General features: G+C 48.9%; 15 protein-coding genes and 1 pseudogene. 9 read left to right on the top strand and 7 right to left on the bottom strand.

Annotated features, from left to right (window positions below; translation table 11 throughout):
- Positions 1-46 precede the first annotated feature (46 nt).
- Positions 47-634: a TetR/AcrR family transcriptional regulator gene (locus GCU39_RS25255; RefSeq protein WP_152395990.1), complete on the bottom strand. Its 588-nt coding sequence runs from the start codon at positions 632-634 to the stop codon at positions 47-49.
- 160 nt (positions 635-794) lie between these two features.
- On the opposite strand from GCU39_RS25255, the gene GCU39_RS25250 reads away from it, so the two are divergent.
- From GCU39_RS25250 to GCU39_RS25240, 3 genes are all read left to right on the top strand, one after another.
- Complete coding sequence (locus GCU39_RS25250; RefSeq protein ID WP_152395989.1) at positions 795-1,364, top strand: hypothetical protein; 570 nt, start codon at positions 795-797, stop codon at positions 1,362-1,364.
- Positions 1,361-2,032 (top strand): GNAT family N-acetyltransferase, encoded by a 672-nt coding sequence (locus tag GCU39_RS25245; protein WP_152395988.1) that lies wholly within the window; start codon positions 1,361-1,363, stop codon positions 2,030-2,032. The genes GCU39_RS25250 and GCU39_RS25245 overlap by 4 nt, the downstream gene beginning before the upstream one ends.
- Before the next feature lie 222 nt (positions 2,033-2,254).
- Positions 2,255-3,112, top strand: a complete 858-nt coding sequence (locus tag GCU39_RS25240) for a class II fructose-bisphosphate aldolase (RefSeq protein ID WP_152395987.1) — start codon at positions 2,255-2,257, stop codon at positions 3,110-3,112.
- An 85-nt stretch (positions 3,113-3,197) separates the two neighbouring features.
- Here GCU39_RS25240 and GCU39_RS25235 read toward each other — a convergent pair whose 3' ends face one another.
- From GCU39_RS25235 to GCU39_RS25220, 4 genes are all read right to left on the bottom strand, one after another.
- A complete protein-coding gene (locus GCU39_RS25235; RefSeq protein ID WP_152395986.1) occupies positions 3,198-3,569 on the bottom strand; it encodes a hypothetical protein in 372 nt (123 codons plus the stop codon).
- 125 nt (positions 3,570-3,694) lie between these two features.
- Positions 3,695-5,281, bottom strand: coding sequence for a glucose-specific PTS transporter subunit IIBC (gene ptsG, locus GCU39_RS25230; RefSeq protein WP_152395985.1), 1,587 nt, complete (start codon positions 5,279-5,281; stop codon positions 3,695-3,697).
- Positions 5,282-5,538: 257 nt separating this feature from the next.
- Complete coding sequence (locus GCU39_RS25225; RefSeq protein ID WP_152395984.1) at positions 5,539-5,838, bottom strand: hypothetical protein; 300 nt, start codon at positions 5,836-5,838, stop codon at positions 5,539-5,541.
- A gap of 116 nt (positions 5,839-5,954) precedes the next feature.
- Complete coding sequence (locus GCU39_RS25220) at positions 5,955-6,824, bottom strand: LysR family transcriptional regulator (RefSeq protein WP_152395983.1); 870 nt, start codon at positions 6,822-6,824, stop codon at positions 5,955-5,957.
- Positions 6,825-7,000: 176 nt separating this feature from the next.
- Between GCU39_RS25220 and GCU39_RS25215 the strand changes: the two genes are divergently transcribed.
- Complete coding sequence (locus GCU39_RS25215; RefSeq protein WP_152395982.1) at positions 7,001-8,008, top strand: DMT family transporter; 1,008 nt, start codon at positions 7,001-7,003, stop codon at positions 8,006-8,008.
- A 21-nt stretch (positions 8,009-8,029) separates the two neighbouring features.
- Here GCU39_RS25215 and GCU39_RS25210 read toward each other — a convergent pair whose 3' ends face one another.
- Entirely contained in the window at positions 8,030-8,986 is a 957-nt protein-coding gene (locus GCU39_RS25210) for a proline dehydrogenase family protein (RefSeq protein ID WP_407671592.1), read from the bottom strand.
- A gap of 130 nt (positions 8,987-9,116) precedes the next feature.
- Here GCU39_RS25210 and pdxR point away from each other — a divergent pair, with 130 nt between their 5' ends.
- A complete protein-coding gene (gene pdxR / locus GCU39_RS25205; protein WP_152395980.1) occupies positions 9,117-10,532 on the top strand; it encodes a MocR-like pyridoxine biosynthesis transcription factor PdxR in 1,416 nt (471 codons plus the stop codon).
- Here the strand turns inward: pdxR and GCU39_RS25200 are convergent.
- Positions 10,520-10,714, bottom strand: a pseudogene (locus GCU39_RS25200) (LLM class flavin-dependent oxidoreductase); the annotation flags it as partial. The gene pdxR and the pseudogene GCU39_RS25200 overlap by 13 nt on opposite strands.
- Before the next feature lie 360 nt (positions 10,715-11,074).
- Here GCU39_RS25200 and GCU39_RS25195 point away from each other — a divergent pair.
- From GCU39_RS25195 to mraY, 4 genes are all read left to right on the top strand, one after another.
- Positions 11,075-14,224 (top strand): hybrid sensor histidine kinase/response regulator, encoded by a 3,150-nt coding sequence (locus GCU39_RS25195; protein ID WP_152395979.1) that lies wholly within the window; start codon positions 11,075-11,077, stop codon positions 14,222-14,224.
- Positions 14,225-14,348: 124 nt separating this feature from the next.
- Positions 14,349-15,818, top strand: a complete 1,470-nt coding sequence (locus GCU39_RS25190; RefSeq protein ID WP_152395978.1) for a methyl-accepting chemotaxis protein — start codon at positions 14,349-14,351, stop codon at positions 15,816-15,818.
- Positions 15,819-15,943: 125 nt separating this feature from the next.
- Positions 15,944-17,041, top strand: a complete 1,098-nt coding sequence (locus GCU39_RS25185; RefSeq protein ID WP_152395977.1) for an amidohydrolase family protein — start codon at positions 15,944-15,946, stop codon at positions 17,039-17,041.
- Between the two features lie 63 nt (positions 17,042-17,104).
- The gene (gene mraY / locus GCU39_RS25180) at positions 17,105-18,058 is read left to right on the top strand and encodes a phospho-N-acetylmuramoyl-pentapeptide-transferase (RefSeq protein ID WP_152395976.1); all 954 of its coding nucleotides are present in this window, start codon (positions 17,105-17,107) and stop codon (positions 18,056-18,058) included.
- Positions 18,059-18,080 lie beyond the last annotated feature (22 nt).

Here is an 18,080-nt window from a genome sequence, read left to right as displayed (position 1 = left end):
CTGCCATCCGGGTTGATATGATACCAAACTGGAAGATGCTGCAAGTTTATTCTGTTTTTCCGACCAGTCCATAAAAAAACAACTGCATCAATTGATCCATACTCCGAGATTTATGCTCTTGATCCTCCTCTTGCCAATACCGACCCAGCTCATTCTTGTACATCGTAAAATACAGCATCGTTACCTCGTCTGTCTGCCCTCTATGAATATACCCCTCTTGTTTCCCCATCGCGACATACTTCGCAAAAAATTGGATAATTTTCTGCTCGTTATAGCTCTCCATCGTTTGCACCCATCCACCTAGCTCAGAGACTCTGGAAAATTCATCGGATATGATTTGTAAGTTATTGGCCTCGAGTAGCATGATTTCCCTGGTCTTCTCAGGAAAGGAAAGTTCTGAATCAAGAATGCGCTCATACTGCTCTAACTGCTTGTCCATCCAATTCATTAGCATATCTGTATAGAGCTGTTCTTTAGTCCCGAAATAGTTATATATCGTTGCCGGGGAAACCTTGGCCAGTTGAGCGATCTCATTCACACTAACCTTCTGGAATCCGAATTTTGAAAATAATTCAAATGACACACGATAGATTTGCTCGAGTTTTTTCTGTTTTCGTCGTTCAAAACCGTTCATTTAGCTCACCTCATATTTGTAGTGTAGCTTAAGTTTTAGAGTAATTCAATAAATCAAGTACAAATCTATTGTATTTTCGAAATTACTCGCATATAATAATTTTGTAGTAATTTTACATTAGTACTACATAACTATAAAATGATGATAGGAGTAATGTGCAATGACACAAATACGGATTCCTTCATTTTTGCATGATGTTTTTGGCGAGCAGCAGTCAATCGGCTCCATCGTGTCCATACTGCTTTTTGGCGGGCTGCTAACAACGGCTTTATATGTGATCTTCCCTGATCTTACGGATGATTTACCCCTATGGCGGAGCGCCCTGGCGTTATTATTGATTTTCGATATTTTTGCCGGATGTGTAGCCAATTTTACGGCCTCAACCAGCAACTTTTATGCGTCGCGAAGAACGAATCGCATCGTATTCATTGCGATACACTTTCACATCGTGATTGTTGCGCTTTTATTAAATACGAACATTTGGCATGCGATCGGGGTGTGGGCATATACGATTGCAGGGGCATTTATCGTGAACGCGCTTATCGGAAAGGCTTCACAACGTTTTGTCGCAGGAATCCTCTTGTCTATGGGCCTCGGTGGCATCCCGCTGCTTCCAAGTATGCAGCCCTATATGTTGACCATCAGCCTGTTATTTCTGCTTAAAGTGTTGTATAGCTTCGCTGTGGATCATTATGGCATTGCACAGCATCCTGCCGGTGACGAGACATGAGCGGCCCCTACAGCGTATCCAAGCTAACCAAGTCGGATAAACCCTTATTCGTGACCCTCATGCGTAGGGCTTTTGCCCGGGATCCTTTATTCCTGCATATATTTGGTGATTCCGAACAAGACCGTAGAGCAAGAGGACGCGTCGAAGCTTTTGTCTCTTTTTTGTTCGATAAAAGCCTTCTGTTCCATGAAGAGGAGGTATGGGGTGTTTTTGAAAATGAACGCTTGCTTGGCACTTACCTCGTTGAGAAGCCACCAACAAGGAGACCTAACGTGAGCGGAGTCTTATTTTTAACCATGCGGTTGATTCCTTTATTGTTCCAAATATCCACACGAGCTGTGAATCTCCTTAATTCCTATATGCACGTTACAAGATCGGCGGCTCCTTCCGTTACACATCACTATCTCATTATGATTGGAGTTCAGCCAGAAGCGCAGGGTAAAGGCATTGGCAGAGTGATGCTGCAGCATTTGTTGGATACGGTAAATGCAGACAAAAATTCGTGTGGCATCGCTCTGGATACCGAAAATAAGGAAAATGTTCATTTGTACCAGCGATTTGGATTTACTTTAAACAAGGAGACTCAATTCGACAATTTATCTGTGTATTGCATGTTCCATCAAAAAATATCACCCGAAAATGATGCTTCTACGCTGAAATCTGAATAATTGTCTACGCTATTGGTTCACTTGTTTACGACTATCTATTATGAAATTGATTCATTTATGGTAAAATAAAAATTAATATGCGTGAGTTAATTAATATTAACTTAAGCGACATGCTGTTATTCTGTAGCGGAGAGTATTGCTTACGGCTGCATTTCTTGCCACGCGCTTCATCTGGCGAGGAACCCTTAACAGTAAAAAGAACCATACTTAGGAGGATTTATCATGCCATTAGTATCAATGAAAGACATGCTAGTCAAAGCGCTTAAAGAAGGCTATGCGGTTGGTCAATTCAACATCAATAACTTGGAGTGGACGCAGGCGATCCTAGCTGCAGCAGAAGAAGAGAAATCTCCAGTTATCCTTGGTGTATCTGAAGGCGCAGCTCGTCATATGGGCGGATTCAAAGTTGTTACTGCAATGACTGCAGCACTAATCGAAGAAATGAAAATCACTGTTCCAGTTGCAATCCACTTGGACCATGGTTCAAGCTTCGACAAATGTAAAGCTGCAATCGATGCTGGCTTCACATCCGTTATGATCGATGCTTCGCATCATCCATTTGCTGAGAACGTTGAAACAACGAAAAAAGTTGTTGAATATGCACACAGCAAAGGCGTATCTGTAGAAGCTGAGCTTGGTACAGTTGGCGGACAAGAAGACGATGTTGTTGCTGATGGCGTAATCTACGCTGACCCAGCTGAGTGTGCAGAGCTTGTTAAATTGACAGGCATCGATTGCCTAGCTCCAGCTCTTGGTTCTGTTCATGGTCCTTACAAAGGCGAACCAAAACTTGGATTCAAAGAAATGGAAGAGATCTGCAAATCGACTCAACTTCCATTGGTTCTTCATGGTGGAACAGGTATTCCTACAGATCAAATCAAGAAATCTATCTCCTTGGGTACTGCAAAAATCAACGTAAACACAGAGAACCAAATCGCGTTCTCCAAAAAAGTTCGTGAAGTTCTTGCAGCAGACAGCGAAGCATTCGATCCTCGTAAATATATCGTTCCAGGTCGCGATGCGATCAAAGCAACAGTTATCGGTAAAATCCGCGAGTTCGGTTCTTCGAACAAAGCGTAAGCTTAGCTCTTAGGACAAGCATTGCGATAAATAAACGACCTTCTCTAGATGAATCTAGGGAAGGTCGTTTTTTTTATGCGCTAGGTTAGAACCAAGCATCCCAGCTGCCACAGAAAGGATCAACGGGACTGCTGCCTTCGAAGCTGGACGCTCCGACAAGCTTAGTCACGACAGCCCTTACCGTATGTTCGCTGGCTAAGTATGCATTCACATAGACCGGCACCCTCGGAAGATCATACAGCTGGTACGGGTTCGCGAAGGATACGAATACGGTTGGCAGCTCGTGCAGGAACCAGGGTAGATTCTCACCAAAAGGCTCCGACCACTCTAAGCGAAGCGTAGGCTTCAGGTTAGCACTTGGGAGATTGGCAGCATAGATCACCAAGTCCGCTCTCTGCCGGACCGCTCCCGCTCCCTCCATAAAGGCCGCATACAGATTCGTATCCTGCTCAAACACCGTTACCTCGAAGCCCTAACGGCTTGTTAGCTTTTTGTAAAAAAAGAGTTGAGCGGGGATTATTTCTGCTCAACTCTTTTACTTTTCAACCTGGTCACTTGGCAAATGCTGCTCTTTGGTACGTACTATTCTTTATCGCTAGGCTTCTCTGTATCCTTATCCTTCACAACATCCTTCGATGCTTCGAGCTCCATACTGTCTCGTGTAATGATCTCACTAATTTTTGTCTTCAGGATGTCCGATTTCGGACCGAAAATCGCTTGAATATTATTTCCGACCTCTAATACGCCAGAAGCTCCCAGCTCCTTCAACTGACTTTTATTTACACCTGCTGAGTTCTTCACAGTTACGCGCAGCCGCGTAATACATGCATCTAGCGACGTGATGTTCTCTTGACCGCCGAGTGCTGTCAGAATATTGCGGGGCAGTTCATCCGCATCCTTCGCACTAACCGCTGCTCTGTCTCGGGTAACTTCTTCTCTGCCTGGAGTTCTTAGATTAAAGGCACGAATTGCAAACCGGAAGCCAAAATAATAAATGACCGCCAGTATAAGACCAACCACGATAACTAACCACCAGCGCGTACGATTCGGCAGCACACCAAACAGCAAAAAGTCGATGACGCCGCCCGAGAAGGTCATCCCTATTTTCACATTCAACAATTGCATCGTCATGAACGACAACCCGGCAAATAACGCGTGTACCGCAAAAAGAAGAGGTGCAACGAATAAGAAGGAGAACTCTAACGGTTCCGTAATTCCTGTCAGGAAGGACGTTAGTGCTGCGGAGCCCATCATCCCGGCTACCAATTTCTTATGCTCAGGCCTTGCTTCATGGTACATCGCTAACGCGGCTGCTGGTAATCCGAACATCATGAACGGGAATTTCCCGACCATGAACGTACCTGCTGTTAAGTTCACACCGTCCGCTAGTTGGGCGAAGAAGATCTTCTGATCCCCGCGGACGAGTTCCCCGGCTTTATTTACATATTGACCGAACTCGAACCAGAACGGCGAATAGAAAATGTGGTGCAATCCAAAAGGAATGAGCGACCGTTCAATGACCCCAAATACGAATGCCGCTAAAGTCTGATTTTTATCAATCATACTGTGCGAGAATGCATTCAAGCCGCCTTGAATCGGTGGCCATACGAATACCATAATGATCCCGAGAATCAGAGAGGATGCCGCCGTTATAATCGGAACAAATCGTTTACCTGCAAAAAATCCCAAATAGGAAGGAAGCTCAATCGTAAAGAACCTCTTATACAGCACTGCTGCCAGTATGCCGACGATGATTCCTCCGAATACCCCGGTCTGCAGCGTACTAATCCCGAGCACGTTGGCATACGACAAATTCGTGGCGACCATTTCCGGTGTGATACCAATAATGAGTTTCATCGTCACATTCATCACGAGATATCCAATAATCGCCGCTAAACCGGCAACACCATCGCCGCCAGCAAGGCCAATAGCGACCCCCACCGCGAACAGCAATGATAAATTATCGAATATGATGCCCCCCGCCTGCTCCATAACAGCTGAAACCCCTCGAACAGTATCATTATCAAGGGCAGGAATCCATTCCAGCAATGACGGATTATGCAATACATTTCCCAGTGCAAGCAAGATCCCCGCAGCTGGCAAGATGGCTACCGGAAGCATCAGTGCTTTACCGACTTTTTGAAGTACTCCGAAAATATTCTTGAACATCCCATTAACCTCACTTTTACAATTAGCCGTCTGTACCGCTTGTTGGAATTTCGAAGTTATCATTTCCTGTATATGAATAATTATCCAAACACTCCAAAATAAATAGCCCGTAAAATCCATAGGATTCTACGAGCTATTTAGCTGAATCAGGAGTGTCCAATTAAATTACGTTCCATGTCCTATCCATTCGGTTGTAAGTAAGCGAGGATCATCGTTGTCATTTCACGCAGTACTAACGCCGGATCGACGCGCTGATCTTAATGCAGAATATCGCCGCGAATTGCAATGCGCTGAATCGTTGCATTCATCACGTTACTAATCATCGCTGTGCATACCTCGACCTGTAGGTCTTGGCGAATCGAGCCGTCGCGTTGACCTTCCTCCAACCATTCGGCGAATGGAGCTCGCCCTGTCGCGGAACATAAAATCGAACATGCCGACGAATCGGTTCTGATCTGTGTTCGCATCAAAACGATCCAGCAGATGCTCGAACATGGTACGGAACTTCTGCAGCCCGCTATATCCTTCATCGTCACTTTCGTGAGCTCTTGTTCCATGAACAATGCCTCCGCCGCTCATTCAATGATTTCTTCCTTACGCTTCCCGCGGTGCTCATCCAGCTGCTTTTGCCAGCTAGCATTCATGCTTTACAACCTTCCCCTCACTTACGTATTTATCTAACATGGCCTGATGTCGATCGAGCCACAATCTCATCCATGAAGCATTGCAACGTGCTCGTCACATAGGCATCTCGGCGCCGGATGAATATGGTTGTAATCTCGCGAAAAGGTTCTGGGATCCGGTGGCAATACACGGTTCCGCCCACTGCAAGATCAGTCACCGAGGACTCCGGGAAAATGGTGATGCCAATGCCCGCAGCGACGCTGCCGATAATGGTCCCGAACGTGCCGAATTCCATAATATGCTTCGGTATGATCCCCTCCGCTTTCATCCAACTCTCCAGCTTCTCGCGATAGCCGCAGCCTTTGTTGTACAACAATAATGGTCTCTGTGTCAGTTCCTCGATTGTAAAGTTGGGGCTCTTCGAGACCAGGACAAGCTGTTCCTGCATGACCTCCACCTGCTCGATTAACGGATGCCGGATCGGTCCGGAGACGAAGGCGCCGTCGAGCTTCATATCGACGACATGCTGCAGTAATTGCTCCGTCACCCCCGCCTTTAGCGATAACTCCACTTGAGGGTACTTACTGTAATATGCGGATAGGATGCCTGGCAGGGCGTTCACCGTCTCCACGATCCCAATCTCAAGCGTCCCTGAAGGACTCGATGTATCTTCGAAGGAACGGAGCATCGCATCCACGCCCGACAGAATCTCCCGTGTGTGCATAAGCAGCCTTTTGCCTTCCGGATTGAGAATCATCCCTCGTTTATGCCGATAGAATAGCGGTGTCCGCAGCTCCTTCTCCAGCAGCTTAATGCGTGCCGTGACATTGGATTGCACATAATTGAGCTCTAGCGCTGCTCTGCTGATACTCCCATGAACAGCGACCGTCTGAAAAATTCTCAAATCATTGAGTTCCACTACAACTCGCCTCTGCTCTCTCATCTGTCTATGATTTTGATTAGGTATCATTATAAATGATGATAAACTTGATTTTCAATCATTTTACTATCCGCCTCCTCTCTCCTATGATGAGTGAAGACAAAAAATTGGCAGTTCCATGTTAGGGAGAGACCAAGGGAGAGAGACAAGAGACCATGCTAAAAAAACAAACCATCATCGGGTCCATCCTATGCCTGATCGCAAGTATGTCATGGGGAGCAATGTTTCCCGTCGCGCACGTAGCCTTGCAGCAAATTGATCCATTTTACTTCTCATTCATTCGTTATTTCGTCGTCGCGATCATCCTCACCATCATGCTGTGGATGAAGGAGGGCCGCGCCGCATTCCGTATGGAAGGCAAGGGCAAGGCGTTATTGTTCTTCGGAACGATGGCATTCACCGTCTATAATATGGGCGTCTTCCTCGGACAACAGCTGATGGGGGATGCCGGCACCATCGCCGCCTCGATCATGGAAGTGATGATGCCGATGATCTCGATTATGGTCGTCTGGCTTACGACACGCAAAGCGCCTAACAAATTTACGCTCGTCAGCGTCGTAATTGCACTTGCAGGAGCACTGCTCGTCATTACGAACGGGAAATTAGCATTCTTCGTCATGGCAGGACAACATCTATTCCCACTGCTTCTTATCTTTACAGGCGTTGTGGGATGGGTCATCTATTCCATGGGCGGCACCCATTTCAAGGAATGGTCCATTCTGCGCTATTCCACCCTTACTTGCTTGCTAGGAAGCGCGGTGTCCTTCGTCGTCGTATCGGCTGCCTCGATATCGGGTGTGCTGCCGGTGCCCACGCTTCACACGATCTTCTCGATTAAATACGAGATGGCCTTCATGATCTTGTTGCCGGGGCTCGCTGCACTGCTCTGCTGGAACCAAGGGATCAAGTTGTTATCTCCGGTGAATGGGATATTATTTATAAATTTCGTTCCCATTACAACCTTTGTCATTATGGCGTTCCAAGGGTATCAGATCAGTATGTATGAATTCTACGGCACACTGCTCATTATCTTTGCGCTCCTGCGCAATAACCTACAGCAGCGGAAGGCCGAGCGAAGTGTCCGCATTGAATCGGCAAGAACCGTGCAGGCGACATCTCCAACTCGAGCAAAAGAAGAACGCATAAAAGCAGCCTCCAGTTAATCGCTGGAGGCTGTTCGTCTACTAATATCCGATTTCCTTCGAATCGCGCGGCATCACCACATCGACTATCGCTTGATACAGATTCGGCGGATATTCCGAGAGGCGATGGCAGAAGTAGAGGAACCACTCTCGGCCGTACAGCACGTAGACCTTCACGCGATGGCCCTCGTCTCGAAGCCGCTTCAAGAGATCTGGTCGTATCCCGTAGAGCATCTCTATTTCGACGTTAGAATGCTGCAAGTATCCGCGCTGCCTGATAGCTTGATGCAATACTTCATCATGCGTCGCGATCGAGACGGATCGGCCTGAGGCAATTAGACGGTCGGCCAGGCCGAGGTACCTCGCATTCAATGCTTCGGAGCGAGGCAGCGCCAGGTCAGGCGACTCTTGATATGCTCCCTTCACTAAGCGAATAGGACCGCGACAGGCTAGAACCTCTTCCACATCGCGTTCGGTGCGGTGCAGCTGGGCCTGCAGCGTAATCCCAACGTTAGCATAATCTTCACAAGCCCTTCGGTAGATCGCGAGAATTTGGTCTGTCTTCGCGGACTCTTCCGCGCTAATCATCACCTTCATCCCGTGCAAGCCGGCTTCACGCGCCAACGCTGCGAGATGCTTGTATGCAAGCTCTGCATCGACCACCATGCCGATATGCGATAAATCGAGCGATATCGTATGCTGAATACCGGCTTGGTTAGCTGTATGAATGAGTTGCAAGAACTCATGATGGGCTGCTTCGCAGCCTGCCTGGTCCCGCGTATTCTCGCCGATATATTCCAGCGATGTAACGTACCCCCGAGCCGTGAGCTCCATCGCTTCGGCAATGGCTTCATCCCTCGTCTCGCCTGCAACATACCTTCTCGCGGCTCTGGCAAGCAGCGGATAGAGATCCTTCGATTCTTGAATATACGATTTCATTTGCTCATTGCGAGCGATCGATTTCAGCGCTTGCGCAGCCGAAGCTTGCAATTCCATCACATGCACTCCATATCATCCCCATTCATCGACTTTAACCTTCTCGTACTTAGCCTAACGTGCTAAAGTGGATGGTAAAAGTACCACTCGATTCAAGATCTCGTAGTACCACTTTAGAAGAAGGACTGATCCTATGACTTGGATTGAAATTGACCGATCATCCGGCATTTCGTTATATCGGCAAATCTATGACTGCTATCGCCGTAAAATTCTGCAAGGAGAGATGCGCAGCGGAGAACAGCTGCCGAGCACGAGAGAGCTTGCCGCAAACCTGCAAGTGTCGCGCAATATCGTCATAGAAGCCTATGAGCAACTGCTCGCGGAAGGCTATATTGAGGGGCGGCACGGCTCGGGGACATATGTCGCGGAAGGAGCCTATTTGGAAGGCATCGGCGGTCAAGCAGCCCCTTCACCCCTAAGCGACGCACTTACAGGGCATGAGCAACGTGATATCATTCATTTTCGCCCGGGCATTCCGGCGCTGGATCTGTTCCCACGCAAGCTGTGGGGGAAGCTCACCGAACAAATATATAATCAGGCTCCTCATGACGCTTTCGGATATGGCAAACCCGAGGGACGACACGAGCTCCGAACCGCAGTGACCCGGTATTTGCGGCGGACGCGAGGAATCCTTTGTGAACCTGAACAATTGCTGATTACGACGGGGGCGACCCAAGCTCTAGGGTTAATTGCTAAGCTGCTGCTCGCGAGCGGTTCCGAAGTCATCGTCGAAGATCCTCTCACCCATGAAATTCATACGATTTTCAAGATGCCAGGGGCGGAGCTGCTTCCCATTCCCGTCGACGAGCAAGGCCTGCTAACGCAGCTGCTGCCGCATGACCGCAAGCCTGCATTCACTTATGTAACACCGTCCCACCAGTTCCCGATGGGAGGCGTGCTGCCGATTCAACGGCGCGTACAGTTAATTCAGTTCGCACGGGCAACGGACAGCTATATCGTCGAGGACGATTATGACAGCGAATTTCGTTACGACAGCGCTCCGATCAGCTCCCTCCAAGGGCTCGACCCGGAACGTGTCATCTATATTGGGACATTTAGCAAGATCGTATCGCCCGCGCTGCGCATCGGCTACCTCATCCTTCCCCCGTCGCTCATCGAACGCGCGCGCGACTTGAAATGGCTGACGGACCTGCATACGCCTGCACTGGAGCAGTTGACGCTTGCGCGATTCATTGAGGAGGGGTATCTGGAGCGCCACATTGCCAAGATGAAGAAGGTGTATCGGAAACGCCGCGACTTCATGGTGCAGACGCTGCAGCAGCGTTTCGGTGACAACATGCGGATAATGGGGAGTTCTACGGGGCTTCATTTGCTTGCTGAGTTTCCGGGGATTGAGTTCACGCAGGACGTATTGTCCAAAATTGAAGCATACGGTGTAAGAGTTCACCCGGTTGAAATCCACGCCATTCGGAAGGGTACGGGTCATGAGCATCGCATTCTGCTTGGCTACGGCAATGTATCGGAGGCGAATATCGCAGAGGGGATCCGGCGGTTAGCGGCTGCGCTGTCCGCGATTCAATCATTATAGCGTATGCCCTGGCGCTCCGCTTCCCATCGCTTTACTTCTTTACGGACGCGCAGGGCCACTTCGGTGCCGAGCAGTTCGACCGCTCGCAAGACATCGGCATGCGGCATCGTGGCGAGCAGTACATGGAGGAGGAAGCGCGTAACGCCGACATGCTTACGTAGGTGAATGATTTTCTCGGCGATGTGCTTGCATAAAATAACTGCATAAAGGCAGTTAAATAGCACAAATAACCGCGTTCCGCATGAAATAACTGCAAAAAGGCAGTTATTCGGCGCGATCAGATGGATAATGTGCGAAAATAACTGCATAAATGCATCTAAATGGTACAAACCGCCGTATTACTCGTGAAATAACTGCATAAAAGCAGTTATTTGGCGCGGACTAGCGCGACAAGTATGAATTAACTGCATAAAGGAGCTAATTGAACGTGGGACGGGGCGCCTGTTCCGGAACACTCCCATCTTACCCCCACGGGTAAGACGAGAGTCAACGACCCCTGCAATTTTTTTGATATAACGCCAATAGAGGAACAATCTCCCTTTATGTCGAATTTCTCCGATATGATGCGAATATACAATAAACCCGCCCTTAAATACATAACAATCATTCTTCTGTTCCTTATTCTTCTTACCGGCATGCGCATGACTTGGTCATCCTTCTTCACCCCTTCGGAGGCGCCTCGCGCCGTGCGGGGTGTCATCGATCTGCGAGGTATCACGCTCGATACCAGGTCGACCTATCCTTTGAACGGCGAGTGGGAATTCTACCCAGACAAGCTCCTCACGCATGCCAGCACGAAGGAACAGCAGGCACATACACAATTCCTACAAGTCCCCGGCAATTGGAACCAGGCATGGGCGAATACCTCGGATTCCTCGTACGGCTATGGCACGTATCGACTGCGCATTCTCGTGGACCCGCTTGAACAACCGGTCTCCTTATGGATCAAAGGGATTGAAGCCTCCTCAGCCGTCGAGATCAACGGGATTGCATCAGGCGGCATCGGCAGCGTAACCTCGGATGTGGGGAGCTACGAGCCGATGAATGTCTCATACCGTCCTTCCTATGAAGGGAATGGAACCACTGAGATTGAACTGTTGATCCGTGTTGCGAACTTCGACGATCCTTATTATGGGGGTATTGAGAAGTCCATTCGGTTTGGCGCGCAGGCCGGCATTGATTACGTACGATGGTATTCGATCGGATTTCAACTCGTTACGTTCATCATTTTGCTAGTTCATAGCGTGTACGCCCTCATCCTCTTCTTGTTCAGCCGACGGGAGAGTACATTGTTCATCGTCGTTCTACTCACGATGTTGGTCGGGACACAGATTGTGGTCAGCCACGATCATCTGCTACTGCTCTGGCTACCGATCAATTACACGTGGGCGATCAAGATTAGACTTCTCTCAATGATGTGGCAGACCTTCCTTATCCTGCTTGTCTTTAGGCGGTTCACGACAGCTAACCCGAAGAGCCGAAGTGTACAGATCTACACGGTCGCCCTCATCGCTTATTCGGTCGTTACGATCGCAGCAGCCGCTCCACTCGTGCAATCGACCGTTCACTTCGGGATATTCTGGGTTCTCTACCTCTTTCCATTGGCATGGCTCGTCTACGTCATCGGAAAAATGACCACCGACAAGCTAGACGATGTGGACAACATATTCTTGATCCTATCCGCTACTGCGATACTATCCAATATTCTATGGGGCTTATGGAATGCTTACCGCGAATTCAATATCGTCTATTATCCGATCGATATGATCGCCATCCTCATCGGATTCTCAACGTATTGGTTCAAGAAGTTTTTCCGCAACGTGAGGGCGAACACCTTGCTGAATGAGCAACTCACCCAAGCCGATAAGCTGAAGGATCAATTCCTAGCCAATACATCGCACGAGCTGCGAACGCCGCTGCACGGCATCATGAATATCGCGCAGAATATCGTCACCAAAGAGCAGGCGCAGATGAGCGATAGCACGCGGAGAGATATGGAACTGCTGATTACCGTCAGCCGCCGCATGTCACATTTGCTGGGCGATCTGCTCGATGTCGCGCGGCTGAAGGAACACCGAATCGTGCTATCGCAAGAGCCGATCAAGATCCAAGCGGTCGCGCCCGGTGTCATCGCGATGCTGCAGTTCTTGACGGAAGGAAAGCCTGTCCATTTCCGGATGGATATCGCAGATTCGCTACCTCCGGTACTGGCAGATGAGAAGAGACTCGTTCAGATTCTGTATAATTTAATGCATAATGCGATCAAATATACAAACGAAGGAACCATCGTCATATCCGCTGAGATACGAGGCGAGCATGCCTTAGTTCATATCACGGATACGGGCGTCGGTATGGATAAAGCTACGTTAGAGCGCGTATTCCTGCCTTATGAACAAGGATCCTATGGCATCCAAGACGGTCGAGGCCTTGGACTTGGTCTGAGCATTTGCAAGCAGTTAGTTGAATTGCATGGCGGAGCGCTGACCGTTCAATCTGAAGAAGGCAAGGGATCGACATTCAGCTTCAATCTGCCGTTGGCAGAGGCAACGCTGATGTCCTCAACCATGTCCGAACCCGGGCCAGCGCCGCTTCAGGGGATGATGTTCAGGGTGAACGACGCTTCTCCCGCCTCGACCATGGCCGCCGCGGCTGCTCTTGAATGGTCTGCACCAACGATTCCAACACCGTTATCGCAGAGTACGGAGCGAGCCCATATTCTGGCCGTGGATGATGATCCCGTCAACTTGAATGTACTCGTCGGCATTCTTGCTGCTGAACCTTACTACATCACCACCGTCAGTTCAGCGCGGGAAGCGCTCTATCAGCTGCGGGCGAAGCCGTGGGATCTGTTAATTACCGATGTCATGATGCCTCAGATGTCGGGTTACGAGCTGACACAACACGTCAGGGAGCATTATTCCGTATCCGAGCTGCCCGTTCTGCTGCTCACGGCACGCAGCCAGCCAGCAGATATCTATACAGGCTTCTTATCGGGGGCGAACGATTACGTCACCAAGCCCGTAGATGCGCTGGAGCTGAAATATCGGATCCGGGCGTTAATTACACTCAAGCAGTCAATCAATGAACGTCTACGTATGGAAGCAGCCTACTTGCAGGCCCAGATCCATCCCCATTTCTTATTTAACACACTGAACTCCATCATGGCGCTAAGTGATATCGATACCGAGAAGATGCGGCAGCTCGGCGAAGCCTTTGCTTCCTATCTGCGGATTAGCTTTGATTTCCTCAATGCTGGGAAGTTAGTAGAGCTCTCCCATGAGCTTGATCTTGTCGAAGCCTATCTCTATATCGAGAAGGAACGGTTTGAAGATCGGCTATCGATCTTATGGGAGGTTGACCCGGATGTTCACGTGCTCTTCCCCCCGCTTACGGTTCAACCGTTGGTCGAGAACGCAGTCAAGCACGGCCTCCTAAGCCGGCAAAAGGGTGGAACGGTTCTTATTCGAATAACCGCTCAAGAGGGCCATACGCGGATTGAAGTCATTGACAATGGCAAAGGCATGGAGCAAGACCAAGTGGATCAGCTGCTGTACCAACCATCCAAGAGAAAAGGCGGCATTGGGCTCTACAATACGAATCGTCGGTTGATCCAATTGTATGGGCAAGGCTTATCGATTCAGAGCCGGCCCGAGGTAGGCACAACCGTCTCATTCATCATTCCGAACCATTAAGAAGCATCCCTATCCACGTAGGATAGGGATGCTTCACGTGTCAGCCCTTGCAATTTCTTGGCGAAAAATGGCGAATTATGGTACTGTTAAATCTAAATCATTCACATACGAAAGGTTGATCCTAGTGACCCGTTCTGACACGCTGCATCGGCGTAATAAACTCCTCGTCAACATCATTTGGGTAATGCTCGTCTTGGGCGTTGTTGTTGATATGCTAACCGGAGCCCCGACAAGCTCCATCATCGTACTCGTCATTGTCGGCTCGATTACTTGTGGCATGGCAACCGTTATGACTTACAAACGCTGGCTCTCCGACTATGTCATGTATTTCATTCCGATCATCGTGACCGTACTTACACTGCTCTTAATTTTGACCGGTCCGATTATTACGACGTACTTCCTTGTATTCGTGAACTTAGGCATCATGACGTTATACAACAACTTTCGAGCTCAAGCGTTCTCTACATTCTTAGGACTCGCACTCACCATATACTTAATTATTAGCCCTTATAAAGAAGAGATGTTCGGCAACAACGATCCGCTCACGATTATGTTATATTTCGTGCTCATTTCCGCCCCTCTCCTAGCCTCCACGCGATTCAGCGGGCAGCTGCAGCAAGAAGCGGCCGAACAACGCGAGCAGGCCATCACGGAAAAAGATCGAACACAGACGATGATCGATCAGATCTCATCATCCCTACATGTTCTGAATGACTTCAATACGAAGCTGCGGCAGAACGTTACGTCGACCAGCACGATCTCCCAAGAAGTGACCTCATCCTTCTCCGAAGTGACATCAAGTATCGAGACGCAGACCCATAGCATTACCGATATGAGTGAATCCGTCCGTAGGATTGAGCATACGGTGGCTTCGCTAGCGGAGCGATCATCCACGATGAAGACCTTATCGGAGAACTCCGTTGATCTCGCGCAACAGGGCTGGATAGGTGCTGAACAGCTATCACAGAAAATCGACCATGTATACGAGACGATTGAACTGTCGGCTGCGCTGATGAAGGAGCTCAATGCGCAGAATGAGCGAATCAGCGATATCGTCACTTCGATCAACCAAATCTCTTCGCAGACGAACCTACTCGCGCTGAATGCAGCCATCGAGGCGGCCAGAGCCGGTGAGCATGGCAAAGGCTTCGCCGTCGTGTCCAGCGAAATTCAGAAGCTCGCAGAGAGCTCGAGGCAGTCTACGGAACAAATCGGCACGATTCTCGAGAACATTCGCGTCAAAACCGATCAAGCGGCAGAGCAAATTATTCTCGGACAGCAATCTGTGATCGATAGCCGAGATGTCACAAAACATGTCGCGGGCTTGATCAGCTCCCTCTCGAATGATTCGATGAAAGTTGAAGATCAGTCCACCCAAGTACAGCAGTACGCGAATGACGTATACCGCCAATATATGAAATTGACCGAAGATATCGTCACGATCGCTGGAACAACGGAAGTGAACATGGCTTCGATTGAAGAGATGTCCGCCAGCATGACAACGCAGGATGAACGCATCTCCGAGATCAAAGACAGCTTCCTCCAGCTCGACAAGCTGGCCACGGATTTGAACAACATGACACAACGCGGATAACAGTTGCCTGCTTCGGTTATCATGCAACGCAACAAGCTGGTTTCTATTGAACCAGCTTGTTTTTGTATATATAATTTTGGTGACACATCCAAATTGATCCATATCATTAAATTGGAGGGATGGACATGTCTCGGCCCAAATGGCATGTTGTATTTAGCGCGATACCAATCGGCATACTCCTGATCACGGGATGCACCAGCAACACCAGCGCCGCTGTCGAGCCGCTGAGCGAGTATTCGCCGAAGTCCGAGCTCGCTCTCATTCAGAATGTTCGCAAGAGCAAGGATGCGAGTCAATCACTGCACGAGATCTACCGTGACCTTACGCTGATTGACATCCATAACCACGATGCTGGGCACCCCGATCCTGTATCGAAGTGGGGCCAATATGGTATTGACCGGATCGTCTTATTCGGGGATATTTCAGAACCGAGCGCACAAACTACGGATCAACTGGCTTGGGACCACTATCGTAAGGCACCCGACCATATCTACCCATCCTTTGCAGGCTTCCCGATTTACGAGGAAGAAGGGCTGTCCATCGTGCGAGACAAGCTGGAGCAAGGATATTTGAATATCGGAGAGATCGCTGCCGCATCAACGTATTCGCCGATCGTGTCCAAAGTAGCCTGGAAATCCGAGCACCCGAATGACGGCTATTTCCCGCAAATCTATGAGCTAGCTGCACAATACCGTGTTCCGATTCTTCTTCATATCGATCCACCCAACGGGACGCCGATTTTCCATCTTGAGACAGCCTTGGAACAGCACCCGAACACGACGATTATTTTCGGACATGGCAATGCATACAACGACCCTAGCAGCCTCCAAACGCTGCTAGCCAAGCACCCGAATCTCTATATCGACTTTTTTGCTGGATTTACGGCATACAGTCCCGACAGCACGAATAAACTACAAGATTTCATACCGCTAATTGAATCGTATCCCGACCGATTTATGTTATCGACGGATTCCGGATTCGGCCTGACCGCCGAACAAGCCGCCAGTGCGTTATATGAGACGATTGATCTGCTGACCCCAGAGACTGCACAGCGCGTCGCCTATCAGAATTATGAACGATTGATCGAGCTACAACCGCCAACAGAATCCCAGATCAAGAAGATCAAAGAGCTCTCCGCCGAGTTGGGTACAAAAGAAACCTATCGGCTAAATAAAAGGATGGCCAATGAGTTGATTTTCGAATGGTCGAAGGATAAACAGTAATATTTGTCCACGGCTCCAAAATATACTACTACGGAATGATATCGATTAAAGGAGAACCTTTCGATGACGTCATCACTACTTTTTGCACTTGGTATTTCATTCTTACTCGTCGCTGCATTAACACCGATTCTTATCTGGGGGTTACGCAGTCTGAAGCTAACGCAGCCGATTCGGGCTGAGCTGCCGCCAGAGCATCACGCCAAGCGCGGCACCCCTCTGATGGCGGGGATTATTCTGCTGATCGGTGTCATGACCTCAACGTACCTTCATCCCCAACCGCTGGTACTTTTTATCGGGGCAACATTCGTCTTGTTCAGTTTCGTCGGCTTTATGGATGATTTCAAGAAGGCGGCTTTTCAAGACCCGTCCGGCATATCCGGAAGGACCAAACTGATCTTCCAGTTCACCTTCACGATCACCTTGCTGCTCATCCTGTTATTTCAGTTCGACTTGAGTTCCGAAATTACGCTGTTTAACAATTTCTCGCTGCATCTACCGATTCTTGCGTATCTTATCATTATGACGTTATTTATTGTCGGCTCAGCGAACGCGATTAATTTTACGGATGGGCTCGATGGGCTGCTGATCAACGTGGCCATTCCCACCTTCTTTTTCTTCTTTGTCATCTCGGAGCGCATAGAAGTAAAGACATTCTCATTAGTGATGGTCGGCTGCTTGCTCGGTTTGTTCATCTACAATATCTATCCGGCCAAAGCATTCATGGGCGACACAGGCTCGCTCGCCATTGGCGGTTCACTCGCCTTCTTAGCGGTGATCGAAAAGGTAGAGATCTTAATCCCTATCCTATTCTCCGTCTATCTCGTCGAGCAATTCTCCGTGATGCTCCAGGTCTGGTATTACAAAAAAACCAAATTAAGAATATTCCGAATGGCGCCAATCCATTATCACTTTAGTCTCAAATACGGCTGGAGCGAGAATAAAATCGTCATGGTGTTCGGATTCATTTCGTGGTTCTCCGCCTTTATCTCTTGGGCGATCTGGAAGTTCATATTGTAGGGCAACAGAGCCACCGGCGGAG

Source organism: Paenibacillus guangzhouensis (assembly GCF_009363075.1).
Taxonomy (GTDB): Bacteria; Bacillota; Bacilli; order Paenibacillales; family Paenibacillaceae; genus Paenibacillus_K; species Paenibacillus_K guangzhouensis.
This window is presented reverse-complemented; position numbering and strand designations above follow the sequence as displayed.